General features: G+C 42.3%; 23 protein-coding genes. 2 read left to right on the forward strand and 21 right to left on the reverse strand.

All coding sequences use genetic code 11. The features are described 5' to 3' along the window. Positions 1-15: 15 nt before the first annotated feature. From G631_RS0111735 to rsxC, 9 genes are all read right to left on the reverse strand, one after another. Entirely contained in the window at positions 16-2,052 is a 2,037-nt protein-coding gene (locus G631_RS0111735) for a hypothetical protein (protein ID WP_026489614.1), read from the reverse strand. Positions 2,053-2,286: 234 nt separating this feature from the next. Continuing rightward, the gene (locus G631_RS0111740; RefSeq protein WP_026489615.1) at positions 2,287-2,787 is read right to left on the reverse strand and encodes a Gx transporter family protein; all 501 of its coding nucleotides are present in this window, start codon (positions 2,785-2,787) and stop codon (positions 2,287-2,289) included. Between the two features lie 94 nt (positions 2,788-2,881). Then, complete coding sequence (locus G631_RS0111745) at positions 2,882-3,265, reverse strand: NusG domain II-containing protein (protein ID WP_196803859.1); 384 nt, start codon at positions 3,263-3,265, stop codon at positions 2,882-2,884. Between the two features lie 126 nt (positions 3,266-3,391). Next, positions 3,392-4,189: an RnfABCDGE type electron transport complex subunit B gene (locus G631_RS0111750; protein WP_026489617.1), complete on the reverse strand. Its 798-nt coding sequence runs from the start codon at positions 4,187-4,189 to the stop codon at positions 3,392-3,394. A 196-nt stretch (positions 4,190-4,385) separates the two neighbouring features. Beyond that, entirely contained in the window at positions 4,386-4,970 is a 585-nt protein-coding gene (rsxA, locus tag G631_RS0111755) for an electron transport complex subunit RsxA (RefSeq protein ID WP_026489618.1), read from the reverse strand. 2 nt (positions 4,971-4,972) lie between these two features. After that, positions 4,973-5,749 carry an electron transport complex subunit RsxE gene (rsxE, locus tag G631_RS0111760; RefSeq protein ID WP_035789759.1) on the reverse strand — a complete coding sequence of 259 codons (777 nt, stop codon included), beginning with the start codon at positions 5,747-5,749 and terminating at the stop codon, positions 4,973-4,975. After that, on the reverse strand, positions 5,749-6,357 hold the full coding sequence (locus tag G631_RS0111765) for an RnfABCDGE type electron transport complex subunit G (protein WP_026489620.1): 609 nt from the start codon (positions 6,355-6,357) through the stop codon (positions 5,749-5,751). Before G631_RS0111765 ends, rsxE begins: the two co-directional genes overlap by 1 nt. Next, positions 6,354-7,304 carry an RnfABCDGE type electron transport complex subunit D gene (locus G631_RS0111770; protein ID WP_026489621.1) on the reverse strand — a complete coding sequence of 317 codons (951 nt, stop codon included), beginning with the start codon at positions 7,302-7,304 and terminating at the stop codon, positions 6,354-6,356. The genes G631_RS0111765 and G631_RS0111770 overlap by 4 nt, the downstream gene beginning before the upstream one ends. Positions 7,305-7,321: 17 nt before the next feature. After that, positions 7,322-8,638: an electron transport complex subunit RsxC gene (gene rsxC / locus G631_RS0111775; RefSeq protein ID WP_026489622.1), complete on the reverse strand. Its 1,317-nt coding sequence runs from the start codon at positions 8,636-8,638 to the stop codon at positions 7,322-7,324. Between the two features lie 233 nt (positions 8,639-8,871). On the opposite strand from rsxC, the gene G631_RS0111780 reads away from it, so the two are divergent. Further along, positions 8,872-10,059 carry a ribonuclease H-like domain-containing protein gene (locus G631_RS0111780; RefSeq protein WP_026489623.1) on the forward strand — a complete coding sequence of 396 codons (1,188 nt, stop codon included), beginning with the start codon at positions 8,872-8,874 and terminating at the stop codon, positions 10,057-10,059. Between the two features lie 42 nt (positions 10,060-10,101). Here G631_RS0111780 and G631_RS0111785 read toward each other — a convergent pair whose 3' ends face one another. The 11 genes from G631_RS0111785 to G631_RS0111840 form a co-directional block, all read right to left on the reverse strand. Next, the gene (locus tag G631_RS0111785; protein WP_026489624.1) at positions 10,102-11,244 is read right to left on the reverse strand and encodes an ATP-binding protein; all 1,143 of its coding nucleotides are present in this window, start codon (positions 11,242-11,244) and stop codon (positions 10,102-10,104) included. A 749-nt stretch (positions 11,245-11,993) separates the two neighbouring features. Next, positions 11,994-12,383, reverse strand: a complete 390-nt coding sequence (locus G631_RS19020; RefSeq protein ID WP_051197187.1) for a DUF4342 domain-containing protein — start codon at positions 12,381-12,383, stop codon at positions 11,994-11,996. A 28-nt stretch (positions 12,384-12,411) separates the two neighbouring features. Beyond that, the gene (locus tag G631_RS0111800; RefSeq protein WP_026489626.1) at positions 12,412-12,624 is read right to left on the reverse strand and encodes a hypothetical protein; all 213 of its coding nucleotides are present in this window, start codon (positions 12,622-12,624) and stop codon (positions 12,412-12,414) included. Between the two features lie 195 nt (positions 12,625-12,819). After that, on the reverse strand, positions 12,820-13,605 hold the full coding sequence (locus G631_RS0111805) for a CheR family methyltransferase (protein WP_026489627.1): 786 nt from the start codon (positions 13,603-13,605) through the stop codon (positions 12,820-12,822). A 183-nt stretch (positions 13,606-13,788) separates the two neighbouring features. Continuing rightward, entirely contained in the window at positions 13,789-14,931 is a 1,143-nt protein-coding gene (rpsA, locus tag G631_RS0111810) for a 30S ribosomal protein S1 (RefSeq protein WP_026489628.1), read from the reverse strand. After that, a complete protein-coding gene (ispH, locus tag G631_RS0111815) occupies positions 14,912-15,829 on the reverse strand; it encodes a 4-hydroxy-3-methylbut-2-enyl diphosphate reductase (protein ID WP_026489629.1) in 918 nt (305 codons plus the stop codon). The genes rpsA and ispH overlap by 20 nt, the downstream gene beginning before the upstream one ends. A gap of 29 nt (positions 15,830-15,858) precedes the next feature. Beyond that, positions 15,859-16,521, reverse strand: coding sequence for a (d)CMP kinase (gene cmk / locus G631_RS0111820; RefSeq protein WP_035789760.1), 663 nt, complete (start codon positions 16,519-16,521; stop codon positions 15,859-15,861). Positions 16,522-16,628: 107 nt separating this feature from the next. Beyond that, on the reverse strand, positions 16,629-17,873 hold the full coding sequence (locus G631_RS0111825; RefSeq protein WP_026489631.1) for an NAD(P)/FAD-dependent oxidoreductase: 1,245 nt from the start codon (positions 17,871-17,873) through the stop codon (positions 16,629-16,631). Continuing rightward, entirely contained in the window at positions 17,873-18,808 is a 936-nt protein-coding gene (locus G631_RS0111830) for a MurR/RpiR family transcriptional regulator (protein ID WP_026489632.1), read from the reverse strand. The genes G631_RS0111825 and G631_RS0111830 overlap by 1 nt, the downstream gene beginning before the upstream one ends. 14 nt (positions 18,809-18,822) lie before the next feature. Next, the gene (locus G631_RS0111835) at positions 18,823-19,377 is read right to left on the reverse strand and encodes a TetR/AcrR family transcriptional regulator (protein ID WP_026489633.1); all 555 of its coding nucleotides are present in this window, start codon (positions 19,375-19,377) and stop codon (positions 18,823-18,825) included. A gap of 152 nt (positions 19,378-19,529) precedes the next feature. Next, entirely contained in the window at positions 19,530-22,586 is a 3,057-nt protein-coding gene (locus tag G631_RS0111840; RefSeq protein WP_026489634.1) for a glycosyl hydrolase 53 family protein, read from the reverse strand. A 253-nt stretch (positions 22,587-22,839) separates the two neighbouring features. Between G631_RS0111840 and G631_RS19025 the strand changes: the two genes are divergently transcribed. After that, positions 22,840-25,965: a DEAD/DEAH box helicase gene (locus G631_RS19025; RefSeq protein WP_051197189.1), complete on the forward strand. Its 3,126-nt coding sequence runs from the start codon at positions 22,840-22,842 to the stop codon at positions 25,963-25,965. A gap of 119 nt (positions 25,966-26,084) precedes the next feature. On the opposite strand, the gene G631_RS0111850 is transcribed toward G631_RS19025, so the two are convergent. Continuing rightward, positions 26,085-26,891: MgtC/SapB family protein (locus tag G631_RS0111850; protein ID WP_330365704.1), on the reverse strand; the 807-nt coding region annotated here is incomplete at its 5' end.

Below are 26,891 nucleotides of genomic sequence, written 5' to 3' on the forward strand. Positions count from 1 at the left end.
AACATGGATAACACATTACTGAGCTAAATTGTCCTGCAGAGTATTATCAGCGTTCGTATTACCTTCAGTACTAATATTGGAATTCTGTTTCTTTTGTTCTTCATTCTCTGAATTCTCAGCAAAAGAGCTACCTCCTTCATTCAATACTGCATTATTGCTTTGTTCTGGGTTATTATCTTTACCTATATTTCCAGGCATATCTTTGTTACTCTGTTTTGAGGAATCACTTTCATTCATATTCCCTGATTCTTTATTTGTAGATTCTGTATTATCTGCATCTATATCACCTGCGGCTTTGTCGCCTTGAGCTTTATCGCCTGCAACTTTGCCGTCTGCACTTCCCTCCACTGAGGCTAAATTCCCTGCCTGATCAGAATTCTCTTTTCCCTCAGGCTCAGCTACGCTTACATTTTCAGACCCAGATAATTCTTTTTCCAATGTAATATCTTTTTCCCCTACACTCATGTCCACATCTGTAAGAAGCATAAGCGCATCCAAAGCCTTGCCAGCACCAGGTGCCTGCACAGCCATGTGAGACTGTTCCAAGTCAGGAAGAGACTTAAGATTCTTGTTCATACTATAATCAATGTGCGCCGCAAGTATTTGTCCGTGGAGATAGCCGCAGGAGCAGCTGTAACCTTCAAGAGTACTGCCATTCTTGCCACATACAAGAACCTGATTTACATGTTCCTTGATTCCGGTACCATCTCTTCTGCGAGCCTGATCATAAGTGCTTGCATACTCCAGATGCTCACCATCCGTACTTTCAAAGGAAGAATGGCAGTTTCGACATTCATATCTAAAAATAGCATGGCCGTTCTCATCTCTTGCCCAGTGCTGTACATATGTTTCCTGTTTGGTGTAGTAGCTGTAGCTGATGCTTGTTCTGTAACAGCTGGAATCATGGACATGATAGTAAGGTTTATTATAGCAGCCGCCCATTCTATCAATAGAGACGTGATGTTCGTTGCACTCAGTGCCCTTTCCATCCGTATGAAAGTGCTTGTCATAGACAACTGTTCCTGTCATCTCCTGAACAGTGATCGTTGTTGGAATGTCCATGATAGCCTTGCTGATCTCCTGAAATGTGGCATCCTCAGCGATTACGATACCCTTAGTGAGCAATGTGGATGCCAATAGCTTTTTGCCATCACTCACAGATTGAAAAACCTGGTCAAGCCTTCCGTTAATGCCGCCTGCCACGTTTCCAACATATTCCTTTAATTCGCCTAAACCCGAATTCATAGAGCTGTTCATAGTATTTACAGAAGTATTTATAACTTCAAGCTGTTTATCCATGCTCTCACTAAGCTTTGCAATGTCCCCCTGGAAAGTCTCTATGGTCTTAGTGTTCTTTTCCTCCATGCTCTTATCCATGGTCTCAAGCTCCTTTAAAAGAGCTTTATGATTCTCAGTTGAACTATCGCCAAGCTTTTTATCGCCATCAGTCATATCCTTTTGAAGTTTCTCGATAAGTTCCTTGTTCTGCTTTTTGGCCTCCTCATACTGTGTATGAACCTTGGCAAGATCCTGGTTGACCTGGGCAAAATCCTTTTCAAGTTGCTGCTTATTGGCTGTATCATTCTTTTCCAGAGCCTTATTCAGCTCCTCAATCTTACTTGTTGTACTCTCAATTGTTGTGTGGACTTCCTTGAGAGACCCGCCAAGTGTGGTAACCTTCTCGCTTATTGTATTGGTTGTCTTACCTGTAGCATCGATGGTTTCCTTGGAACTTGTATAGCCTGAATTTTGTGTGATGGTATTAAGACTCTTTTGATTATTAGTAACCACCTTATCAAGCTCAGTCAGATATTTATTGATCTCATTGAGCTTTTCTGTTGTTTCCTTGTTTGATTGTCTTCCGCTTTCTGCAATTTCCTCTGTCGCAGTTGTCGCAACTATCGGAGTACTGATATAGATAAGTCCTCCGCTTAGAAACAGCGCAATGATGACTGCTACAGCCACCACCTTGGTGTCATGTCTTTTGAGCTTCTTTAGAAGCACCTTGATCGAGTTACTTGACTCTTTTTTCCTAAACAATTTGAATTTCATTTTACACATTCTCCCTTTCTTCTTGCGCAGCATCAGCTGCAAAAGAGAAAAAGAGTCCTCTTATAGCAAGCTCTCTGCGCGCGTACTATAAAATTGTTGTGTGGAAAATCATCGAGAGAATTCTCGTGATTTAATGTCAGCTGAATGCCGACGAAAAATCATTATACAGAAATAAAAAGAAAACACAAGAGAATATTTTCTATTCCCTTGTGAACATTTTGTGAAGAGCCGTATTTATCTATCCTGACTTATCTTGCCAAGTCTTGCTGTTACAAGGCCGCCGATAATTCCTATGACCACGCCGCTAAAGATACCTGAAATCCACAGGACAGGCAGATACCAGGCAATTGCCTTAGTTCCAAGAAGGACCATTGCAGTTAAGATCTGGCCTACGTTATGGGTGATACCGCCAGCAGCGCTGACTCCAATTATCTTCATCCTGCCGCTTTTCTTAAGAAGGATCATGACTATTGTGCTCAGCATTCCACCTACAAATGAAAAAGCAAAGCTCATGGCACTTCCAAAGAGGATTGCTACGATGATGATCCTTATGATATTTATAAGCATTGCGCTTTTAACATCAAGTATATAAAGAGTAGTGAGAACAACTATATTGGTAAGGCCAAGTTTCATGCCAGGTATAGCCACAAAAGCCGGGATCTGAGATTCCACGTAGCTTAAGATAAGCGCAAGAGAAGTCAATATTCCAATTGTCGTAATCTTCTTTGTTCTCATTTATCTCCAGCCTCATAATCTCCTATGCAAGGTATTATCAGGCATTAACCCTTTCTTTTCATATATTATTCCGGTACCTTTTGTTCTATCACCATCAGCCTACCACGTCATATTCGGGAGCCTTACCTCCTGCGTCCCTGATTTCCACCACAACGCGGTTTGGAAGGCAGATGATTGACTGGCCATTTTTAGATATCTTACCCATCCCCATACAGAGATGATCCGGACAACTTGCATCTGACATGTAAGCAACGCCATCTTTTATTATAAGAGTGTTGTGTCCACCCTCATACCCATCTATTTCATATGTAATATCTTTATCCAGGGGAAAAGATGCAATCTCTTTGCCATCAACGCTCACAACAGCCTGACTGCCTTCATGCCTTGTAAGTAGTAGTGCCAGAGCAATTACGGCTCCGCACAAAACAAGTACGCCGATCATGATAATATCATTTTTCCCAACAAGTTTTTCTTTCAAAAGATATGCCTCCATCAATGGTCACTTCATAGAATTATACACTAATCTTTCTCTCTTCAACAAGAAAAGAAAAGCTTCCACCACCAATTGTCTGGCAGCGGAAGCTCTTTTTACATTTTACATAAGTTATGAGATTGCCTTAATTGCTTTCTTTGGACATTTCTCTACGCAGGTGCCACACTTTGTGCACTTGTCCTGATCAATGCTTGCTACATTGTTCTCAACTGTGATCGCGCCGGATGGGCAGTTCTTTTCACAGATGTGACAAGCTATACAGCCAACTGAGCAGTATCCGTTAACAGCCTTACCCATATCCTGTGATTTGCAGGCAACAGCTTCGCCAGCGTCATAAGGAATAAGGTCGATAAGATGTCGTGGGCAGATATCTATACACTTTCCGCAGGCCTTACAGGAATCTTTATCCACAACTGCAATTCCATTAACCACATGGATCGCATCAAACTGGCAAACAGATACGCAGCTTCCACCGCCAAGGCATCCATAGGAGCAAGTCTTAGAGCCGCCGCCTGGAGCCTGCATCTGGAGTCTACAATCTGCTGTACCGCTATATTCGTACTGCTGCTTGGCTTTCTCGCAGTCACCGCCGCAGTGAACGAAAGCTACCATCTTTTTGGATTCAATAGTTGCCATTCCCATGATCTCAGAAATCTGAGCTGCAACTGGAGCACCGCCAACAGGGCACTGATTGACAGCAGCTTCTCCCTTGGCAATAGCTGCTGCACAGCCAGAACAGCCAGGGAATCCACAACCGCCACAGTTGTTTCCAGGAAGAACCTCTAAAATGGCTGCTTCCTTTTCATCTACATCTACATGCAACTTCATGTCAGCTATGCCAAGGATTATACCTATTACAATTCCGACACCAGCCACAACGCAGGTTGCAATTAGTATTCCACTAATCATGTCTAATCTCCTTGTTAATTTACTCCGCGATATACGTATTGCTCCGTACTTCGTACTCTCGCAATACTACATACATTCGTAAATCGATATACTCATTTCATTCGTATATCTTTTTTACTCATGTACGTTCGGTCCTCGAGGTTACATTCATATATCTGCAAGCAGACATAAATGTAACTTCTCGTCCCTATATCGCTCATTTCAACGCGCTAAATCCAGTGAAGGCAATTGCCATAAGTCCTGATGTCAAAAGAACCAGTGGCATCCCCTTAAATGGAGCAGGAATATCGTTGTATTCCATCTTTTCACGAAGTCCGGCCAGGATAACAATGGCGATCGTGAAACCAACTGCAGTAGCGAATCCGGTTACTACGCTCTGGAGAATTGTATAACCGTCATTGACATTGTTGATAGCTACGCCAAGAACTGCACAGTTTGTTGTGATAAGAGGAAGGTAAACTCCCAGTGCCTGATAAAGAGATACGATGTATTTCTTTAGGATCATCTCAACGAACTGAACCAGCATGGCAATTACAAGGATAAATACGATAGTCCTAAGATAGGACAGATCCAGTGGATCAAGGATAAACTTATAAATAATACTACAAACTAGTGAAGCCAGTGTGATAACGAAGATACATGCGCCGCCCATTCCCAGTGCTGTATCTGTTTTCTTGGAAACTCCAAGGAAAGGGCAAAGTCCAAGGAACTGGCTAAGTACTACGTTATTAACAAGTGAAGCTGTAATCATAAGCCCTACAAGACTAAGAATTGTTTCCATGATCATTCAGCCTCCTTTCCAGCTTTTTCTGCGATAACTTTATCTGCAACAGCAGCTTCTTCTGAGCCGCAGCATCCCTGGCCTATCTTGGTCTCTTTACCCTTCTTGGCAGCGTTTATCTTGATCTTGTTCATGATGGCAATAAGGAATGCCAGAACAAAGAAAGCACCTGCCTGCTGGATAAAGATACTGATTGGCTGATAGCCTGAAAGGAATGCGCCTACAGGGCCGGGAACTACAGTTCCTTCGCCAAGTATCTGAACATCGAAAGCTGTTCCGCCGCCGATAAATTCTCTTATAAGTCCGATAACTGTAATTGCACAGGTAAATCCAATTCCCATGCCTATTCCATCAAAGAATGAAGGAATAATACCATGCTTACTGGCATAAGCTTCCGCTCTACCAAAGATGATACAGTTAACAACGATAAGTGGGATATAAACTCCCAGTGCCTTGTTGAGAGAAGGAACATAAGCCTTCATAAGGAGCTCAACAAGTGTAACGAATGAAGCAATTACAACGATGAAAGACGGAATTCTTACTGTTGAAGGAATCGTCTTACGAAGTGCTGCAATAACTGCATTACTAAGTGCTAAAACGAATGTGGTAGCAAGTCCCATTCCAAGGCCGTTTATGGCAGAGGAAGTAACCGCAAGGGTTGGACACATACCAATCATAAGAACTAAAGTAGGGTTTTCAGCAATGAGGCCGTTAAAAAATCTTTCAGCGGGTGAATCCTGCCTAAAGCCCAAAGCGCCTTTTTTTGAACCTGTGCTCATCACTGTCCTCCTTTCAATGCATCATTAAAATAATCTACAGCAGCATTAACGCCGTTTGTTACGGCTCTTGAAGTGATGGTAGCTCCTGAAATAGCCTCAATCTGTGTGCTTGCATCTGAGAGCTGACCATTTTTAACTACTGTAAACTGAGTCGCAGCTTTGTCCACAAACTGTGGAGTTAAAACCTTATCTGCATTCATTCCAAGTCCAGGAGTCTCAGCAATTGAAATAATGGATATTCCATTAACATTACCCTCGTTTGTAATACCAACGGTGTACTCGATCATATCGCCATAGCCCTTTGACTGAACCTGGATAACATAGCCAAGGACAGCTCCGTTTCCATCAACAGCCTCTTTTACACTCTCAATAGTAACTCCGCCGTGCTTGGTCTCAGCATCAAGAAGTGCAGCCTCGTTGATCTCTTTGTCATTAAAGGTTGAAGCCGCAGCAAAAACTGACTGATTAGCCTTGTCCTGAGCCAGTTTGTCCTGATAAGCTATAGGGTCTTTGGTCACCTGATATACGAGTCCCAAAAGGACACCAGCTACCAGTGTGATTGCAAAAAGAATAAGGGCGTTTTTAATCATGCTTTTTGTATCATTCATGCTCTTTTCGCCTCCTTCTTTGCAGATTTCTTGATACCGAAGGCTCTTGGGATGGTAAATTTCTCAATAAGAGGAACCAGAAGGTTTGAGATTATGATCGCATAGGAAACGCCTTCTGCATTGGCTCCGAAGATTCGGAAAATACCAGTTAAAATACCAAGTATCAAGCCATAGATAAATCTTCCCTTTGGAGTTATAGGGCATGTAACATAGTCAGTTGCCATAAAGAAGGCACCCAGCATAAGTCCGCCGCCAGCAAGGTGTGCTGAAATGTAGGACCAGTTAAATCCATATCCTCCAAAAAGAGCTACAAACAGTGCAAATGAGATGATATAGGTAAATGGGATAACGTAGTCAATGATTCCAACTGCAAACAGGATCATAGCGCCAATTGCGATGCAAAGCATTGATGTCTCACCAATAGTACCACCTGTTCTACCAATGAGCATATCCATTACGTTTACCTCTACACCATTTTTAAGATTTGCAAGAGGTGTAGCACCTGTATAGGTATCAGTGATAAAGTTTGTCATGATGGCCGGGAAGGAAATAACAAGGAAACATCTTCCGCCAAGGGCCGGGTTCATAAAGTTCTGTCCAAGGCCGCCAAAGAGCTGCTTGACCAGGATAATTGCAAACACACCGCCCAGAACCGGTATCCACCACGGCACAGTAGATGGAAGGTTAAGTCCCAGCAAAAGACCTGTCACAACCGCAGACAGATCCCCAATAGTAACAGGCTTGTGCAATGCCTTCTCATAGATGAACTCTGAGAACACGCAGGTAGCCACTGATAATAACAAAATAATTAGTGCATCCACACCAAAGTTATAGATACCAAAGCCAGCTGCAGGAAGCAGGGCAATAACCACCCACATCATGATATTAGATGTTGTAGTCTTGGATCTTACATGTGGATTGGAAGACACTTTTCTAAGTTCACTCATTTAAGCTATTCCTCCCCTCACTTTTTCCTCTTGCCAAGCTGAATCTTTCTCATACCCTTGATCAGCTGTGTAAGCTGACGTCTTGCAGGGCAGATATAGCTACAGCATCCGCACTCACAGCATTCCATTCCGTACATATCAAGGAATGCCTGTTCATTGTTGTGTTCTACAGCATCTGCAAGATTCTTTGGAACAAGTCTTTCAGGGCAGACCTCTACGCAGCGTGCACAGTTAATGCAGGCTGAAGGCTCCATTTCTGAAACAGCATCCTTGGAAAATGCAGTAATTGCTGATGCAGTCTTTGTAGTAGGAACATCAAGATCAAAAATAGCAAAGCCCATCATAGGACCGCCAGATATGATCTTGGCAGGCTCAGTAACAAAACCGCCAGCATCTTCAATAAGTTCCTGGTAGTTAGTACCAATCCTGACTTTATAGTTTCTAGGATCTGCAATGCAGTCGCCAGTAATAGTTACAATTCTCTCCATTAGAGGACGTCCCTCTTTTACCGCTCTTGCAACTGCGCAGAGTGTATCAACGTTATCAACGATGCAACCTGCATCTGCAGGAAGCATTGAAGAATTGATCTCTCTACCGGTGCAGGCATAGATAAGCATTCTCTCAGCGCCCTCAGGATACTTGGTCTTAACAGCCTTAACACTTATCTTGTCCTCATCCTTAGTCAGCTCTTTGTACTTGGCAATACAATCAGGCTTGTTGTCCTCAATTGCAAGAATTCCCCTTGCATTAGGGAAAATGCTGACTGCAATCTTAAGGCCCTCAAGAAGAAGCTCTGGCTCTTCTACCATACGTCTATAATCAGAGGTCAGATATGGCTCACACTCAGAGCAATTCGCGATAACATAATCAATTTTGTCAGGCTCTTTTGGCGCAAATTTAACAGCAGTCGGGAAGCCTGCTCCGCCCATACCAACAACTCCCGCCTCGCGGACAGCCGCGATCTTGTCTTCCGGAGTCATCTCTTCATAAGGTTTGAGAGGCTTAAACTCAACTTCTTCATATTTGCCGTCATTCTCGACGATGATACTGTCGCACATAGCGCCAGTAGTAAGGCGACGTTTTTCTATTGCCTTAACAGTTCCAGATACCGTTGAGAAAATATTTGCAGAAACAAATCCTCCAGCCTCCGCTATTTTCTGACCGGTAAGAACGTGATCACCAACTGCAACAATCGCTTTAGCCGGTGCTCCGATGTGCTGAGACAAAGGATAAACTAAATCCCCTTTTGGTAGCACTGATTTGATGGGCTTATCCTTAGACAATTCCTTGCCTTCATATGGATGGATACCGCCCGCGAACGTACCTCTAGCCATTTCCTACCCTTCTTTCAATTTATTATTTGAAAACTTATCTCAAAAGACCTTTTGAGAAAATGTTCCCCAACACTATAAGTATAGCCATTTTTATGCAAAAATTCTACATTTTATCGTATATTTGTAAATAAACATATATAAAAATGTAGATTTTTTCAGATTATTATTTGATATAATAAGTCTATTCAATGCAATATAGGCAAAAAGAGCATTGGGGAGGATGGCAAAACCATATGATAAGGACCAGCGAAGAATTTTCACTTTCAGAAAATGATATAGCAAACTCATTGGATAAGCTCTTTGGCTGCAATCTTTCTGAGATTCTTTTTTTCGACATAGAGACATGCGGCTTATCTCCCAAGACAGCGGAGGTCTATCTTATCGGAGTTTCCTACTATCAGGGTCATACCTGGCATATAGCCCAGTTCATGGCCGAGAACAAAGATCACGAAAAAGAAATCCTTGAAAGTTTTTCTGATCTTATTAAGGATTTTAAGTATCTTATACACTTTAACGGTAATCGTTTTGATATTCCCTTTATTCAGGCAAGATGTACTCTCCATGGCCTTAATGATCCCTTTGAAGGCATAGAATCTTTTGACCTGTATAAAAAGATATCTCCATTTAAGCTCCAATTAGGGCTTCCTGACTGTAAACAAAAAACCATAGAGCTATACCTTGGGATTGACAGAGAGGACAAATATGACGGAGGCAAGCTGATCCCGGTGTACAAGGACTTTACCGAGAGCAAGGACCCCGAGAAGCTTAAGCTTCTATTGCTTCATAATTTCGAGGATGTAAAGGGAATGTTCGGGCTTTTGCCGATGCTGCGATATTTAGAGTTCTTTCACCTGTTTGAAAATATGCCTGAGGTTTCTATCAGAACCGATGAGGAAATAGATGACAACGCCTATAATTATGAGCTTCCAGTCAGGGCCAAGAAGGTTCAGGCCAATTACTACAAGGATCTGGACGGTTCTAGCAAGCAGGAAGTCTTTATGAAGCTGGCACTTCCCTTTGAGCTTCCTTCATCTCTTTCAGGAAATCTTGACGGATGCTTTTTTAAGATTGTAGGAAAAGAAGCTACTCTTCGGGTTCCTCTCTACGAAACCGAGCTTAAGTACTACTATTCAAATTACAGGGATTACTATTATCTGCCAAAAGAGGATATGGCTATACACAAGTCTATTGCTGAATTTGTGGATAAGTCTTTCCGTGAAAAGGCAACTCCCGAGAACTGCTATACCAAAAAGGAAGGCCAGTATCTGCTGGAGTGGGACCTTGTATTTGCTCCATTTTTCAAGGAAGACTATAAAGACAGTCGCTTTTTCTTTGATCTTAATGACAATATGAAAAAGAGCCGGTTTGCCATGAGTTTGTATGCATCTCACGTAATAGCCCATATACTAGGAGAGTCCTGACCAAAAGAAAAGGCCAGGACTCTTTTTTCATCAGTATAATAATCAATACTCATCAAGGAAATGGTGCTTAACTCCATCTTTTTTATAAGCAATAACTGTATTGAGGCTTACGTTCTCAACGCTCTTAAAGATGTTAGCCTCTACAAAAGGATTATCCTTCTTCATAGCAGCTATAAGGTGCTTGGTCTCAAGACGCTTGGATGCTGTAGTTCCATCAGTATGACAGGTTGAGCAGGTCTCTGTAAAGTGACATGCACACTGAAGGAAATGCAGTTCGTTATAGTCTCTCCAGGCGCATATATCAGCTTCCCTTATAAAGTACATAGGTCTGATAAGCTCCATGCCCTCAAAGTTAGTGCTATGGAGCTTGGGCATCATAGTCTGAACCTGGCCGCCATAGAGCATTCCCATAAGGATAGTCTCGATAACATCGTCGTAGTGGTGACCAAGAGCAATCTTGTTACATCCCAGCTCTTTAGCCTTGCTATACAGATATCCGCGTCTCATTCTGGCACAGAGATAGCATGGACTCTTTTCGATAGTATCAACTGTATCAAAAATGGTGCTCTCAAAAATTGTAACCGGGATTCCAAGAGCCTTGGCATTGCTCTCAATGAGGGCTCTGTTCTCCTTATTGTAGCCAGGATCCATTACAAGAAAAGTCACGTCAAACTTGACCTGTCTGTGCTTCTGGATTTCCTGAAAGAGCTTGGCCATCAGCATAGAGTCCTTGCCGCCTGAGATGCACACAGCTATATGATCACCTTCATTTATCAGCTTGTAAGTCTTACATGCCTTGGCAAATGGGGAAAAGAGCTGCTTGTGGAATTTCTTGCGTATGCTCTCCTCTGCTTTTTCCTGCTTAGCTCCAGCTTCGCTCCTTGAAAGCTCATCCTGGAGGTATTCCATATATCCGCCCTTAAGGCTATAGCAGTCCCTGCCCTCAAAGCATGGAAGGCCACATATCTCCTGAGACTTCTGGCCTATCTGGCAGTAGAATATTATCTTCTTATCAGCAGGGATATTCTCAATCTTTTCTATATTGCCCTTTTCAATATCCTCTGCACTAACCCATATAGCACCTGGCATCATACCATAATCCGCAAGACTCTCACTGCGAACATCTACAAGCACATAAGATTCTCTTGGCATCTTATTTAATTTCGTAACTGATATCTCATTCATATCACATTCCTATCACAAAATCCAACTCATTACATTAACTCCAATAATTTATACTGATTTGTAAATTGTGTCAAATGTAGTTTATGTTCCTCCGAGTAAGCGGGAAACGATATTCATAAAAGTTTTTTTCGTCTGTGTAAGGAGGGGGAATTCATGAGGCTCCTGGAAGGTCATAAGAATTCTGCTTCGGTTCAACATGTTCGAGCGCCAGGAGGCAGCTTTTCACTCACGCCAGTTCCCGTAGTGCTCGTCACTGACAAATGCAGATTTTCTCAGATGTTTCCGCAGTTTTTCTTTTAATGCGCATGCTGCAGCGTAAACTTGCAGGACGGTGAGCAATATTGCAATAGAAAATGCCATAGCCCGCAATGCGGGCGTATACAAGAAATGCGAAATCAACTTCTTCAAGCAAGCTTGAAAGATTGATTTCGCATTTCTTTATGGCGCAAGCGCCAAATGGCATTTTCTTATGAGATTAAGTATATTCCGTCCTGCTTCAGACAACGCTTCGCATGCGCTGGAAAAACTGCTGTGGAAACATTAGAAAATCGCATTTGCCATCTAAGACTCGCATAGGAAACTGGCCGCCTCGCAAGCGCTGCCCTGGCGCGAGTTTTGAACCGTAGAATTCTTATGCCTCTTCCAGAAGTCCATGAATACCCGAACTGAAGCCGACGAAAAAAACTTTTAGAATGAGTGCACCCGCTTACAAGGAGGAACGGGTGCACTGTTTTGGTGGGGGTAGGGGGTTATTTTACTTCGTCGGTGGTTCCGTCTTTTTTGACTACTTCGAGTTTGCAGCCAAGACCAAATGCTGCTACGGAGCCAGCGATGAGAGCCCAAGGTGCGGTAGCAAGTCCCAGGATTCCTCCAAGGATTCCTACGTTGACAGGAACACTAAAAACTACTTCCTCGCCTTTTTTGATCTGAACTCTGTCTACGTTGCCCTCTTCAACTTTGTTTTTAAGCTTATCAATAAGAGCCTTGATATCATCACTTATGTCATTAGTGTTTGGCTGAATGCTCTTTATTGCAGCTTCAACGTCTCCATCCGTTTTAAGAAGAGCCTCTTTTGCAACCTTGTAATCAACACCTGTTTCTTCCATTACCTTTTCAACAGCTTCCAATGTAATATTCATACCTTTGTTCTCCTTTCAATTTACATAGTCAAGCATTTGCAAATAAGCTTGCAATTCCAATTATGATAAGTACCGGAATTGCTATATATATAAATCCGCCGATCACAAATCCAATAATGATCATTGGAAGGAACACCAGATACATAACAATCTTAAAGATGCTCCAGGTAGCTTTAAATGCAAAACTTACCATTTTTCCGAAAACAGCAAAGAATAAAATAATAAATAGCAGCGACAACATAACACTCACCTTCCTTTCAAGAAAAAACACTATGTCATCAGTTGCCTGACAGTGATAACTACGTGATTTGTTATCACTTTGTTTATGTTGAAATAATTGTATAAAATTAAAGCTGCGAAATATACGTTATTTAACGCATTTTCGCAGCTTATATTTTTCTACTTTTGCAAAATAGATTTTTTGCTCTAAACTTATTTATCCCTTAGGCTTCTCATAGTAGAAGGAATTCTTACGAACAAAGCCGATATCCTTGTAATTGACGATCTGTTCTGTACTTCCGATAAAGAGGATACCGCCGGGAACAAGGTTTGCATAATACTTTCTGAAAATGTCATCCTTAGCTTCCTCAGTGAAGTAGATAAGAACGTTACGACATACAATAAGGTGGCAATCCTTTGGATAGGGATCTCTTAAAAGATCAGCCTGCTTAAAAGTAACGCGGGATGTGATCTCGCTGGATACCTTCATCTTGCCATCAGGGGTCTCTGTAAAGTATTTCTTTTTAAACTCCTCAGGAGTATTGGCAATCTCTTTTTTATCATAAATAGCAGCCTTAGCCTTGGCCAGAACCACAGCGTCAAGGTCAGTAGCATAGACATTGATCTGATTAAGTGGCATGTGTTTGGAGAGCATCATAACAATTGTATAAGGCTCGTCACCTGTTGAGCAGGCCGCACTCCAGATCTTAAGGTTCTTGCCAAACTTATTCATAAGCTCAGGAACCATCTCTTTATCCATAAGGTTCCACTGATCCATGTTTCGGAAGAACTCAGATACATTGATGGTAAGGTATGTTACAAAAGAATCCAAGGCTTCTCTGTCTTTTTTGATAAGAGCAAGGAATCCGTCATAGCCCTTAACTTCATACTTACCGATAAGGGTATCGATTCTTCTTTTCATCTGTTTTTCTTTATAAGCATTAAGATCAATCTTGGTAAGGTCATAGACGCCCTTTTTAAACCACTCGTAATCGTATTCCATGAATGCACTTCCCTCCTAGTTATGAAATGATAAGGAAAACCCAATACCTCTTCATTAATTCTAATGCATGGGGAAGTGTGTGTAAAATTAAATAAATATAAATACTATTTCGTTTTAATTAAAAAGAGCTGATGGCTATTCATTATAACCATCAGCTCTATTATTCTTCTAAGTTAAAAGAGATTAGTTCTCTTCGTTCTGCTCAGCGATAACCTTGTCGATATCAACTGATACTACATCGCCTTCCTCAGCAGGAGCTTCCTCTTCCTTCTCAGGAGCGAACATAGCCTTGATTGAAAGAGAGATCTTCTTCTCATCCTCGTTGAAATCAACGATCTTAGCTTCTACTTCCTGACCTACCTTAAGTACGTCAGCTGGCTTCTCAACGTGCTCCTTGGCAATCTGAGAAACATGAAGGAGTGCATCGATACCTGGCTCAAGCTCTACGAAAGCGCCGAAGTCAGTCATTCTAGCTACCTTACCCTTTACAACGTTGCCTACAGCATACTTCTCTGTAGCGTCCTTCCAAGGGTTCTCATCATCAAACTTTCTAGAAAGAGCAATCTTGCTGCCGTCGATAGACTTAACAAGAACCTTAACTGTATCGCCAATCTTGAATACTTTCTTAGGGCTCTCAACTCTTCCCCAGCTCATCTCTGAGATGTGAAGGAGTCCATCAGCTCCACCAAGATCAATGAATGCACCGAAGTCTGTAACGTTCTTAACAACACCGTCAACTACGTCGCCAGCCTTGATGTTCTCAAAGAGCTTCTTAGCAGCTTCAGCCTTCTCAGCTGAAACAAGCATCTTTCTGTTACCGATATATCTTCTTCTCTTAGGATTGTACTCAGTTACAACAAACTGGATCTCCTGATCCTGATACTTGGAAAGATCCTTCTCATAGCTATCAGAAACAAGGCTTGCTGGGATGAAGATTCTAACTTCATCAACTACTACTGTAAGGCCACCCTCAAGTACCTGTACAACCTTAGCTGTAAGGACTTCCTTGTTGTTGAAGGCCTCTTCGATTCTCTTGTTGCCTCTGTCGATGGCAAGTCTCTTGTATGAAAGAATAACCTGTCCGTCAGCGTCGTTGGTCTTAAGAACCTTAACGTCCATTGTGTCGCCAACCTTAACGGCGGTTGTAAGATCAATACTGTTGTCGTTGCTGTACTCGTTCTTAGTAAGAACACCATCGGACTTGTAGCCGATGTTGAGGATTATCTCATCAGGCTTAACGTCAATAACAGTTCCCTCAACAACCTCCCCTGTGTGAATTGTTTTGAACGATTCGTTAAGCATCTGTTCAAAAGTTTGTTCTGACATAATTCTGAACCTCCTCGATAATGTTCTTTGGGGTCGATGCCCCGGCGGTAATCCCAATGAGCTTAACATTTCCTGTCAAATTTAAATGCAAGTCCTCAAGGGTCTGAATAAAATATGTGTCTGCACACTTCTCCTTGCAGATTTCATAGAGTTTCCTGGAATTCGAACTGTGCGCACCACCAATCACTATCATGGCATCAGCTCTGGATGCAATTTCCTCGGCTTCTGTCTGACGTTCATCAGTTGCATTGCATATAGTATTCACAATATTAATATTGTAACCGTTATTTTTGAAGATTTCAACGGTTTCTTGAAATTTCTTCTTGTTGAATGTAGTCTGGGCCACAACCGTGTAATTCGTTTCCTTATTTTCGCTGAATTTTTCGGCACTTTCTGGACCGTCTATCACGAAAACTTTTCCATTTACATAGCTTACGATTCCCTCCACTTCTGGATGGTTCGCACTTCCAACAACTATAATGCTGGCGCCCTTATTACTCTCTTCAAGAACAACCTTGTGGATTCTCTTAACAAAAGGGCAGGTGGCATCAATAACTTCAAGACCAGTTTTCTCAATAAGTTCCTGGACTTCTCTTGTCACGCCATGAGAACGGATAACTATTGTGCCCTTAGCCTTGTCTTCATCTGATGAGCCGATTTTTCTTTTCTCTTCAAGCTCCCCAGCAAGGCTCTTAAGGTCTTCAATGCTCTCAATAACACTAACACCTTTTTTCTCAAGGTCAGAAACTACAGTCTCATTGTGGATAATTGGTCCATAGGTATAGATATTACCCACATTTTCTCCATCAGACTTTTTAGCTATCTGCTCGTAAACTGTATCAACTGCCTTGGTAACACCAAAGCAAAATCCAGCATGTTCAGCTACTATTACTTCCATAAATACTCCAAATCAAATTCAAAAAATAATCAAGCGCGTTCCTTGTAGAGGCTAATGATCTTCTCTGCAACTTCAGAAATTGTCATATCAGAAGAATCAACTAAAACGGCATCTTCTGCCTGCATAAGAGGAGAATTCTCCCTGTGCATGTCTCTATAGTCTCTGTCGATGATATCTTTTTCGATAACATCTATATCGCACTCAGTTCCCTTGGCTACAAGCTCTTTGTAACGTCTCTCGGCTCTAACTCTTGAGCTGGCTGTAAGATATACCTTTAAAAGTGCATCTGGAAGAACCACTGTTCCAATGTCTCTTCCATCCATTACTACGTCTATTTCGCTGGCAAGCTTCTGCTGTAGCTCCACAAGTTTTTTTCTGACATCGCCATTGGCACTGCTGACAGAAGCCATTTTGCCAACTTCCTCGGTTCTGATCTTGCCATTTACGTTTTCGCCGTTCAAATATACAACCTGCTCACCGTTTTCGTACTTGATAGTGATGTCTGCGCTCTGGCAGGTAGAGCTGATCTTAGAGGCATCATCTGTCTGTACTCCGTTATTTATCATGTGAAGAGCCATTGCTCTGTACATTGCTCCTGTATCCACATATACAAAGCCAAGCTCCTTGGCTACCATCTTGGCGATTGTGCTCTTTCCTGCGCCTGCAGGTCCATCAATTGCAATATTACCCATTATTTTTCTCCTGTATTTTTTTCATTATCAAGGAACTTCCGCTCTCGCTTCGCTCGCCGGAAGACGTTCGGATTAAGCTCGAAAAAACCTCGCTAAATCCTCTCAGCTCAGCAAGTGCTCTGCTCGCCAGCGAGGTGGCCTGTAGACCAGGCGACCTGCAGATTAAATCCACCAGTTTCTGTATCAACATCGATGACTTCTCCGGCAAAGAAAAGTCCCTTTACAAGCTTGGATTCCATGGTGGATGGATTGATCTCTTTTACACTGACTCCGCCTCGTGTGATGATGGCTTCGTTAAAGCTTCTGGTTCCTGTAACTGTGAGTGGAAGGTTCTTGATCAGTTTAACAAAGGCTGTCCTTTCCTCTTTGGTGATCGCATTAACCTTTTTCTCCGGATCAATACCTGATAGTTTTATCATAACAGGAATCAATTTGGAAGGGAAAAGACCTCCCAAAATATTCTTAAAGGACTTATTGAGCCCCTCTTCAAAATCTCTTAAAACTCTCTTATCAAGCTGTTCCTCAGAAAGAGCAGGCTTAAGGTCTAAAAAGATCTTGGCAGACTTATCTTTTTCATAATGACAGCTGGCTGTGAGAACAAGAGGGCCGCTTATACCAAAATGGGTAAAAAGCATTTCTCCAAAGCCTTCGTATACAGGTTTTGATTTTTTAGATTCAAGGAACATCTTAAGGCCAACATTTCTAAGGGATAGGCCCTGAAGGTCCTTGCACCATTCCTCTTGTGTTTCAAATGGAACCAGTGATGGCTGCGGTGTCACAATGGTGTGACCCAGGTCTCTTGCAAATTTGTAGCCATCACCTGTTGAGCCTGTTGACGGATAAGACATGCCGCCAGTGCAGACGATCACGCTGTCAAACTCTTCTCTTGTAATAGGATCATCGCCTTTTGAATAGGTTATGGCGCTGACAGCCCCCTGCATGCTCTCAACAGAATTAACTGTTGTTCCAAACTGCACATCTACTCCAGCCTTAACCACTGCTCTATACAAGGTGTTGATAATATCTGATGAGTGGTCGGAAACAGGGAATACTCTGTCGCCGCGCTCCACCTTAAGTTTACAACCATGGCTTTCAAAAAAGTCCATAACTGCGCTGTTGTCAAAACCATAGACCGCACTATACAAAAACCTTGGGTTTCTCTTTACAAATCCAAAGTAATCCTCTACCTGGCAGGCATTAGTCACATTACATCTGCCTTTTCCGGTAATATAGATCTTTTTACCGGGTTTTTCATTCTTTTCAAAAATAGTGACGCTACCGCCGCTCTCCGCAGCAGCAAGCGCCGCCATCATTCCGGCCGCACCGCAGCCGATAACTGCAATTTTCTTCATTAACTCTTTTCCTTATCTTGCCTAAAAGGGTAGCCTATCATAGGTGCATCTGAAGCGAAGTCGATTTCATCGCCGATATATACCTGATAGTTATTCCAGGCCTCCTCAAGCATCTTGAGGTCTGCCTGTACCTCCTGGGGCTTTCTCATACATAAAGCCACAACCAGTGCATTTATCACACTAAGCGGTGCCACCAGAGAATCCACAATTGATGCCATCTCGCTCTTAGCAAGAAGGTTACAGGATGAATACAGATTCATAGGTGAATGCACTGAGTCCGTAATGGTGATAACCTTGGCATTTCTGTCATTGGCAAATTCCATGCACTTAAGGGTTCTCATGGAATATCTTGGAAAACTGATACCAATGATGCAATCCCTGTCGCTTATCCTGATCATCTGCTCGAACATCTCGCTGACGCTTGTGGTTCTGATCAGTACGTTATTGCCCCTTATGATATTTAAATAGAAATGCAAAAAATCTGCAAGTGGTTCGCAGGATCTTATGCCTACAATGTAAACTGTTCTGGCTTTTAAAATTATATCTACAGCTGTTCTAAAGGCCGCCACATCAATATTGTTAATGGTATGTTCAATGTTGGAGATATCTGATCTGAGGATAGCTGATAGTATCTCTCCCTCACTACTCTTGCCAAATTTCCTGCCAACCTTCTCCACAGAGCCAAATTTGTCGCTGACCCATACTGAAAGTGCCTTTTGAAATGCAGGATAACCATCATACCCAAGGCTCATGGCAAAACGAACCACAGTGGATTCGCTCATTCCCACAATCTTGCCCAGTTCTGCTGCAGTCATGAAAACTGCCTGCTCGTAGTGGTCACAGATATAGGTGGCAATTGACTTCTTGCCCTTACTCATCCGTGAATAGCACTCATTTATCCTGGTAATTACGTCAACTCCCTCGTCAAACTTCATACCCTGTCCTCACATCAGCCAATGCTAAATGCCTTATAAGCAGATTCAAGTAAAGCAACTGATGAAGCCTCGTCAAGGTCATAATCACCTGTAACAGCCATACATCCAGCACCGTGAATAAATATCCACATCTGCATAAAGAGCTGCTGAGCATCGCCAGCTCCCTTAGCCTTGGCTTTACTGATCTCTTTTACCACATTCTCATTGGAGCCGTTAACCAGATCATACATGCTCCTGCTGTCAGCTCCCTGTCCTGATACAAAAAGAAGTTTGAAAAGATGAGGATACTTCTGGGCAAAACCAATATAAGCAAGTCCCAGATCTACAAACGGAACCTCATGAGTTTTCTCAAAATCGTTGTAATAATCCTCATAATATGCAGCTGCCTTGTCATAAACGTCCTTTTTAAGGCCATCCATATTTTCATAGATACGGAAAATAGGCTGAGTTGAACATCCTGCTGCTGCCGCAAGCTTTCTTGATGTGATCTGCTCAAAGCCTTCCTTCTTGGTTATCTTAAATGCTGCATTTACTATTTCTTTTTGTGTGATTGTGGCTTTTCTAGACATATTTCCTCCCGCTGCGTAAGATAAATAGAATACAAAATCATGCGTTATTATTTTACAAAATAGAGCATTCCATGTCAATGAAATATAGGATAAAAAAATGGCTCTAAACGTAGTTTTCCCTAGTTTAGAGCCGTAAGTGTAATCATAAATAATTATTTGATCAAAACACCATTTTCATCAAAAGTATACTTCTTGAGCCACTTGGTGATGGTCTCGTTTTTGGCAAGAGCGCCTCCCTTTTTGGCGTAATATCTTTTGCCGTCCTGGTCAATCCAATTACTTTCTACCATTTTGCCCTTTTGGTCAAAGAAATAAGTATTGCCATCAATATCTGTAAAGCCTGTCTGCATCTGGCCTTCACTGTTAAAGTAGTACTTGTGTCCCCACTTTGTCATAAAGCCTGTGACGAGTTTGCCGTCAGAGCCAAGATAATAGGTGTTATCGCCCTCTGTTACAAAAGAGCTTCTGACCATATGATTCTTGGAGTTGAAATAGTAAATTGCGCCTTCAATCTCAGTAAAGCCCTGAGCCTTTGTACCATCGCTGTAAACGTAGTAATATGAGCCCCACTTTGTCTGCCACTGGCCTGTGATTTCCGGCTCCTGTGGCTCATCTGGCTCCTGAGGATCTGTAGGTTCTTCTGAAGATCCCGCATCACCTGTTCTGTACAGATAGAAATCATCAAAGGCTCCCCAAGCGCCTGCAGGTGCTTTTACACTGACACCAACTGTTATTTCTGTACCATCTTCTGTTACCTTGATATCTGTAACCTCTGGATTTGCCCAGTTCTGCCAGCCTGTAACACCTGTATTTGTTGTGAGCTTGTCATCACCTGAAACTGCATAGAGCAGAAACTCTGCATTTTCTCCGGCATCGCCGCCTTCAAGATAGCATCCAAGCTTGTATACGCCCTTATTAAGCGTTACTTTCTGCTCTACTGTGTAGGATATTTCCTTATTGTCCCAGAAATGCAGGCAGTAAGCACCTGAGCGAACGTTGCTGGAATCGTTCTTTCTTGAAACACATGAATTTTTATCTGTGATAACCCAGGCTGACATGTCAGCATCCTCAAAGCCAGGATTTACAAGGTTATTAACAGGTTTAATAACAAGCTCAACGCTAGCAGCGTAGTTCTCGCCGTCAACTGTAACTGTTCCGGTTATGGTATAAGTTCCAACGCCTGCAGTCACTGCCTTTTTAAGTTCATCTTCATTCCAGGTAACATCTGCTTCTTTTTCTGAGCCGTCTGAATATTTAACTATAGCTTTCTCTGGAAGAGCGACATTTTCTCCAACTTGAACTTCTACACTGCCTGCAGATACTGAAGTAACTGTAATCTTGGCTGTCGTGCCTGTTCTGATATAGCTATAAAGTCTTGCTGTAGCAAGAGGGTGGCCTGTAAAGTCAAACCAGGACTCGTTATCTACAGCACTTCCGCCGTACCACTGCACAGCGTCCTTGTCATAGCTTCCTGAAAAAGAGGTAGCCCAGCCGCTTCCGTAGGTTTCCCAGATTTCTTTATTCTGAGCCAGGATTTCTGCTGCATTATCTGCACTTTCATCATAGACCTGAACTGGAATCCAAGCTGGTTCCCAGTAAAATACGCCGATACCACCGTCTATTCCTGCAACTGTATTTACTACAGCACGAACAGAGTTAGCCTGTCCCTGGACAGAAATGTCATAGTTAAAGACATCACCTGCCTTGCCCTCATGCTCTGTATTACCAGATCCGTCTCCATCCTTAAAGGTTGTAAGGTATGAAGTCTCAGCAACCATTACCTTCTTGCCATAGGTGCTTGCTATATTTGAAAGAACTGTCTTTAAATTATCCAAAGTGCCATGCCAGTATGGATAATAGGATGAAGCAAAAACATCGTAGTCAACGCCGTAGGAATCAAGCTTCTGAGCATAGCCTGCATATCTTCCGCTGGTCTCTGGGTTTGTAAAGTGGACAGCCACCAGGATTTCTTTGTTATAATCCTGTGCTATTTTTCTTACAGCACTGCTTCCTGCTGAAAAGATCTTACTCATGCCGTCCCAGCTCTTTTCCCCGCAAACGCCGTTATTGGTCTCATTGCCGATCTGCACCATGCCAACATTTACGCCTGCATCAAGAAGCTCTTTTAAGCTATCCTCTGTAAAGGTCTTAATTGCAACAGCCTTCTCATCTGCACTCATTGCAGCCATAGATTTGGGCGCTGTCTGCTTGCCAGGATCTGCCCAAAAATCAGAGTAGTGGAAATCAATAAGGACCTTCATTCCTGCATCTGTGGCCCATTTGCCTATCTTTTTAGCTACTTCTATATCGCAGTTTCCACCGCCGTAAAAATTGCCGTTTTCATCCTTAGGGTCATTCCAGACACGGATCCTAACGTAGTTTGTTCCGCCCTGATACAGGAAATCAAAAAATCCCTGATCATCAAGCTCATTGCCTTCATAGTCGTAGAACTTTACACCGCTATTTTTCTCAGCAAGATATGAACTAAGATCCGCGCCTGTAATGAAGTTGTCATCAACTCCTGCTACTTTTTCCACATAAATATCTGCATCCACTGCTGTATCCTCTGAAGGGGTCTCTGTTGGATCTGGATCTTCGCCAGTTCCTGGCTCGTCGCCGCTTTCAGAGCTTCCTGTATTCTTGTACTTGGCAACTACGTTATTAAGATATCCCCAGCCGTCCTTAGAAACATCAAAGGAAACCGCAAGTGTCACTTTGTCAAGGTCCTCTTCTGCTGTAAATTCCAGGTTTCCAGTAAGCCAGTTATTATAGCCTGTAAGGGAAACTTCATCACTTTTTTCATCACCAACAGAAAGGGTAAAAGAGCTCTTTTCTCCCATTGCTTCTGTGGAAAAGATATAAGTTCCCGCAGGAATATCTACCTGTTGTGAAAATGTAAGTACGCCATCACCTTCGCCAAACCAGTAATTAACGCCTGTGTCTGACCCATCTGATGGCAAATCCATCCACTGATCTGATGAGTAAGAAAAGCTCTTGATGCTGGCACCTGTTGCATCCCAGTCATCAACGCTTACAGTCCATCCGCTATCGCTTCCCCAGATGTCAGCGGACATGTCAGAATTTAAGATTGTAACAGAAGGCTCTTTATCCGTTTCACTTTCTTCTGCCTCTGCTGTTATGGCCAGTGGCTGTCCAAAAGACAGTGCTAAAGCCAGCGCCACAGAAAGCGCTTTTCCCCATTTTTTCATTCTTTTTCCCTCCATAAAGACCAATCGGAAACCGCTAATTTACTAGGTAAATTGCTTATTCCTCATATTTATTCCGCCTATGTCTTACATTATACTTGCGCAATGGTGCGCAACTCCATATGTAATAATCACGAAGAAATGCAGCAAAAATGAAGTGATGATCAGGCCGGTCTGTTAATTATGATAAAAATTTTATATTGCAAAAGCAGTGAAATCATAGAAATATAGGCCGATTTTGTATATAATAAATTAAATGAGCACAAATTTTTCTGACAACTCAAAAAAAGAATACGTAACCGCCTCTGGAAGGCGGTTTATTTCTGATGTTCAAAAGCAGTTCCACTATACATCCTTTGAAACTAAAAAGCTTTTAAAAGAGTACTCTCCGGAAAGCGAGACTCCATCCATATACAAGAAGGGTGATCTTGTTGTTCTACAGCCGCATGTTACTCTAAATCATGACAAATTATATATTTCTTTTAACATATGCTCTGGTATTAGCGGACATAGTTATGTATTAAAAGATATAGCCGAGCTTTTAAAAGCTATAGATGAAAGAGAAATCGTAAGTTATGGTAAACACCTTGAATTTACCCATGATCTGACAGCATTTTCAGAGGAAAGCCAGAAGATCATAAGCTTTTTAAAGAACTATTTCAGAGGTAAACAGCTTGGAGAGGCTTTTGCTTCCTACTCATCTCCATATTCCTATGGAAAAGGCCACGCAAAAGAAATTGAGCTCTCAGGTTATGAAATAGACGAATTTTTTGCCTCTGTCTCCAGTATATATTTCCTTAATTCCGATTTCAGAGCAAGATACAATGATAAACGTCCCGTGGACATAGTTCCCGTTTTTCCTAATATTGACCTTAGAATCGAGAAGGTTGAAACAGGTATTACCTTTGAATCTGGCTCTTTTACCATGTTTGAGGGATATTCTAATATCTATTTCGAGAGAAGGCGCAAGATCAACGTAATCCCCAGAAAGGACTGCGAGGAAGTTATTCCTTTCCTTAAGTTCTTATCTTCCAGAAGAACTGAAAATGAGCTGTTTATATCAGATAAGGATCTTTCACTATTTTCTACAGGCCTTTATCCTGTTTTAGAGCAGTTTTTTAATATAAGCAGCGATGGTTTTAACCCGGCCAGATATTCACCAGATATTCCGAAATTTAAGATATACCTTGATATGCCTGATTCCGTTACTATAACTTGTGATATACAGGTAATTTATCACGAAGGATTTCCTGATGAAGAGGTGCTTCACCTTTTTGATACCCAAAACAGAAATGGCAAAGACTCCATTAGTTCTGGATTCTCAGGCAACAGTTCTTCAGATGATGGCAGCGCTACGCTAATTAAGAGAAACTTTCATCAGGAAAGCGCTATTATCAAGGCTATCAGCAATCACTTTGACAGCCTTGACAGTCAAAAGGGGCTTCTTGTCCTAAAAGCTGAGGGCGACGATGAAGATAAACTTTTTTCTTTCATAGCAAATGATATTCCTGATATTTCTACCTTTGGAGAAGTTTATTTATCAGATGCCATAAGATCTGTAAACATAACAACTGCTCCAGGCGTAAATATGGGTGTTTCTGTAGTTGCAGACCTGTTGGAGCTTTCTATCGTTCCAACAGATATAAGCCCCAAGGAACTTACAGAAATCTTGTCCAGATATCGCAGGAAAAAGCGCTACTACAGGCTTAAATCCGGGGATATCCTTGACCTTAAGACAAAAGAGATGGATCTTTTGTTTAGTTTGAATGAAGGTCTGGGACTAAGTTCCAAGGACATTTATGAGGGACACGTCTCTCTTCCAAGATACAGAGCTCTTTTCCTTAATGAGCTGGATTCTCTGGGCGATGATGGAGGTTTCCATCTTAGCCGGTCCAGACAGTTCAAGGACCTGGTAAGTTCTTTTGCCACAACTGGCGATAACCTGTACCAGGTGCCCGATTCGCTAAATGGCGTTCTCCGGGATTACCAAAAGGATGGCTTTTTATGGCTTAGAACTCTTCGCCACAATGGGTTTGGCGGAATTCTGGCTGATGACATGGGTCTTGGCAAAACCCTGCAGATACTGTCACTTCTTGTAAGCATCAAGGAGGAGAATATAAAGAAAGGGCTCAAAAACCGCTGTAGTCTTGTGGTATGCCCTGCTTCTCTGGTTTACAACTGGCAGCATGAGATAAAGCGCTTTACACCGGAATTAAAGTGCGAACTGGCAGTTGGCATAAAGGCTGACAGAGTAAGGGTTACTTCTGAAATTGAGGAGGAAGGCACTGATGTGCTGATCACTTCCTATGACCTGTTAAGGCGTGATATTGAGCTTTATAAATATATTTCTTTTGACTGTCAGATAATAGACGAGGCGCAGTTTATCAAAAATGCCACAACTCAGATTGCCAAGGCTGTTAAATCAATAAAGTCCACCTTTAAGGTTGCGCTCACAGGAACTCCTATAGAGAACAGACTAAGCGAGCTGTGGAGCATCTTTGATTACTGCATGCCGGGATATCTTTTTACCTACAAGCACTTCAAGGAGTCTATCGAATCACCTGCTATTCTTGATGGGGATGAAGATGCCAAGATAAGGCTTAAGCGCATGATAAATCCATTTATTCTAAGGCGTCTTAAGAAGGATGTGTTAAAAGAGCTGCCTGATAAGCTTGAGGAAAATATCTACGCGCCTATGCTGGATGAGCAGGAAAAGCTCTACAGGGCTCATCTGCAGCAGATAAAGCTTATGGTAGACTCAAAGAGTGATGAAGACTTTAGAAAAGACCGCATTATGATCCTGGCTGAGCTCACAAGGCTAAGGCAGTTGTGCTGTGATCCAGGGCTTATTTATGATAATTATAGTGGCGGAAGTGCCAAGGCTGATCTGTGCCTTGAAATGATCAAGAGCGCTGCAGAAGGTGGTCATAAGATTCTTCTCTTTTCACAGTTTACATCTATGCTAGACAGACTTACTGATCTTTTGAAAAAAGAGGGAATAAAGCACTATCTCCTAACTGGCTCCACCAAAAAAGAGGACCGAATCAGGATGGTTGATGCTTTCCAGGAAGATGACACTCCTGTATTTTGCATTTCTCTTAAGGCTGGCGGAACAGGACTTAATCTTACTGCTGCTGATATTGTCATTCACTATGATCACTGGTGGAATGTGGCCGTGGAGAATCAGGCTACTGACAGGGCCCACAGGATTGGACAAAAGAATGTGGTGACAGTATACAGGCTGATCATGCAGAATACTATCGAGGAGAGGATAATTCTTTTGCAGAATAAAAAGAAAGAGCTGGCAGATGAACTGCTCAACTCCGGATCTCTTAGTAGTCCTACCCTTACCAAGGAAGAACTTCTGGAACTATTGGGGTGATTTTGTTATTGGTATTTGCTCAGCTAAATAATAAGAGAAAATAAATGGCAGCCGAAAGGGCTGCCATTTTTCATAATAAAACGAGGCTATATCTCGTCTTGTATTTACTATTGTTTTGTTTAAACTTCCTCAACGTAACTTACATATTCCAGCTCATTTATCTCATCAAGGAATTCTCTGTGTGATCTCTTTTTGTCAAAATCAATATCAAAGATGATTGCAGTATCGGAGGACTGGATTGTCTTTTCCTTACTCTTGGTCATGCTGCTGACCTTGTAGCCTTGCTCAGAAAGCCACTTGGTAAGTTTCTTGGCTCCGCCTCCCTTGTTGACTTCAACATAGACACTGATGTATTTGCTATGCGATTCAACAACCTTGCTGAGATTCACAAGAACGATGTTAGCCAGCATAACAAGGGCAAAGCAGATGATTCCAACAATCAGGTATCCTCCACCGATTGCCATTCCCATGCAGGATGCAACCCAGAGGGATGCGGCTGTTGTAAGGCCTTTTATCTGCTGCCTTCCTGTAACCAGGATAGTTCCAGCGCCCAGGAATCCGATTCCGCTTACAACTCCGGCTGGAATACGGCTTACATCTGCATTTAGGCCAGGCAGTTCTGCCAGATATATGTTTAGAGCTGTGGCTACAGCACTTCCAAGGCTCACAAGGGCAAAGGTCTTGATGCCTGCGCTATGTCTTTTGACAACTCTCTCCCATCCTATGAGACTTCCAAACAATGTGGCAAGGATAAGTCTGATAGCAACCGCAATATCAGATGTCCCTTCCAAAAATTCCAATACATTCTGCGCTCCCATCAGCACCTCCGTGTTTTCCTCATATTTGTTCGGGTCATGAATCGAACAAATATACTTGTATATGATATACGAATTGCTCCAAACTTCGTTTTCTCGCAATTCTACAAA

This window comes from Butyrivibrio sp. XBB1001 (genome assembly GCF_000424505.1).
Lineage (GTDB): Bacteria > Bacillota > Clostridia > Lachnospirales > Lachnospiraceae > Butyrivibrio.

What these genes read in the sequence shown, in the direction of transcription:
- G631_RS0111735 (WP_026489614.1), bottom strand. Translation starts at nt 2,052, where the DNA reads ATGAAATTCAAATTGTTTAGGAAAAAAGAGTCAAGTAACTCGATCAAG.
- G631_RS0111740 (WP_026489615.1), bottom strand. Translation starts at nt 2,787, where the DNA reads ATGAGAACAAAGAAGATTACGACAATTGGAATATTGACTTCTCTTGCG.
- G631_RS0111750 (WP_026489617.1), bottom strand. Translation starts at nt 4,189, where the DNA reads ATGATTAGTGGAATACTAATTGCAACCTGCGTTGTGGCTGGTGTCGGA.
- rsxA (WP_026489618.1), bottom strand. Translation starts at nt 4,970, where the DNA reads ATGGAAACAATTCTTAGTCTTGTAGGGCTTATGATTACAGCTTCACTT.
- rsxE (WP_035789759.1), bottom strand. Translation starts at nt 5,749, where the DNA reads ATGAGCACAGGTTCAAAAAAAGGCGCTTTGGGCTTTAGGCAGGATTCA.
- G631_RS0111765 (WP_026489620.1), bottom strand. Translation starts at nt 6,357, where the DNA reads ATGAATGATACAAAAAGCATGATTAAAAACGCCCTTATTCTTTTTGCA.
- G631_RS0111770 (WP_026489621.1), bottom strand. Translation starts at nt 7,304, where the DNA reads ATGAGTGAACTTAGAAAAGTGTCTTCCAATCCACATGTAAGATCCAAG.
- rsxC (WP_026489622.1), bottom strand. Translation starts at nt 8,638, where the DNA reads ATGGCTAGAGGTACGTTCGCGGGCGGTATCCATCCATATGAAGGCAAG.
- G631_RS0111780 (WP_026489623.1), top strand. Translation starts at nt 8,872, where the DNA reads ATGATAAGGACCAGCGAAGAATTTTCACTTTCAGAAAATGATATAGCA.
- G631_RS0111785 (WP_026489624.1), bottom strand. Translation starts at nt 11,244, where the DNA reads ATGAATGAGATATCAGTTACGAAATTAAATAAGATGCCAAGAGAATCT.
- G631_RS19020 (WP_051197187.1), bottom strand. Translation starts at nt 12,383, where the DNA reads ATGAATATTACATTGGAAGCTGTTGAAAAGGTAATGGAAGAAACAGGT.
- G631_RS0111800 (WP_026489626.1), bottom strand. Translation starts at nt 12,624, where the DNA reads ATGTTGTCGCTGCTATTTATTATTTTATTCTTTGCTGTTTTCGGAAAA.
- G631_RS0111805 (WP_026489627.1), bottom strand. Translation starts at nt 13,605, where the DNA reads ATGGAATACGATTACGAGTGGTTTAAAAAGGGCGTCTATGACCTTACC.
- rpsA (WP_026489628.1), bottom strand. Translation starts at nt 14,931, where the DNA reads ATGTCAGAACAAACTTTTGAACAGATGCTTAACGAATCGTTCAAAACA.
- ispH (WP_026489629.1), bottom strand. Translation starts at nt 15,829, where the DNA reads ATGGAAGTAATAGTAGCTGAACATGCTGGATTTTGCTTTGGTGTTACC.
- cmk (WP_035789760.1), bottom strand. Translation starts at nt 16,521, where the DNA reads ATGGGTAATATTGCAATTGATGGACCTGCAGGCGCAGGAAAGAGCACA.
- G631_RS0111825 (WP_026489631.1), bottom strand. Translation starts at nt 17,873, where the DNA reads ATGAAGAAAATTGCAGTTATCGGCTGCGGTGCGGCCGGAATGATGGCG.
- G631_RS0111830 (WP_026489632.1), bottom strand. Translation starts at nt 18,808, where the DNA reads ATGAAGTTTGACGAGGGAGTTGACGTAATTACCAGGATAAATGAGTGC.
- G631_RS0111835 (WP_026489633.1), bottom strand. Translation starts at nt 19,377, where the DNA reads ATGTCTAGAAAAGCCACAATCACACAAAAAGAAATAGTAAATGCAGCA.
- G631_RS0111840 (WP_026489634.1), bottom strand. Translation starts at nt 22,586, where the DNA reads ATGAAAAAATGGGGAAAAGCGCTTTCTGTGGCGCTGGCTTTAGCACTG.
- G631_RS19025 (WP_051197189.1), top strand. Translation starts at nt 22,840, where the DNA reads ATGAGCACAAATTTTTCTGACAACTCAAAAAAAGAATACGTAACCGCC.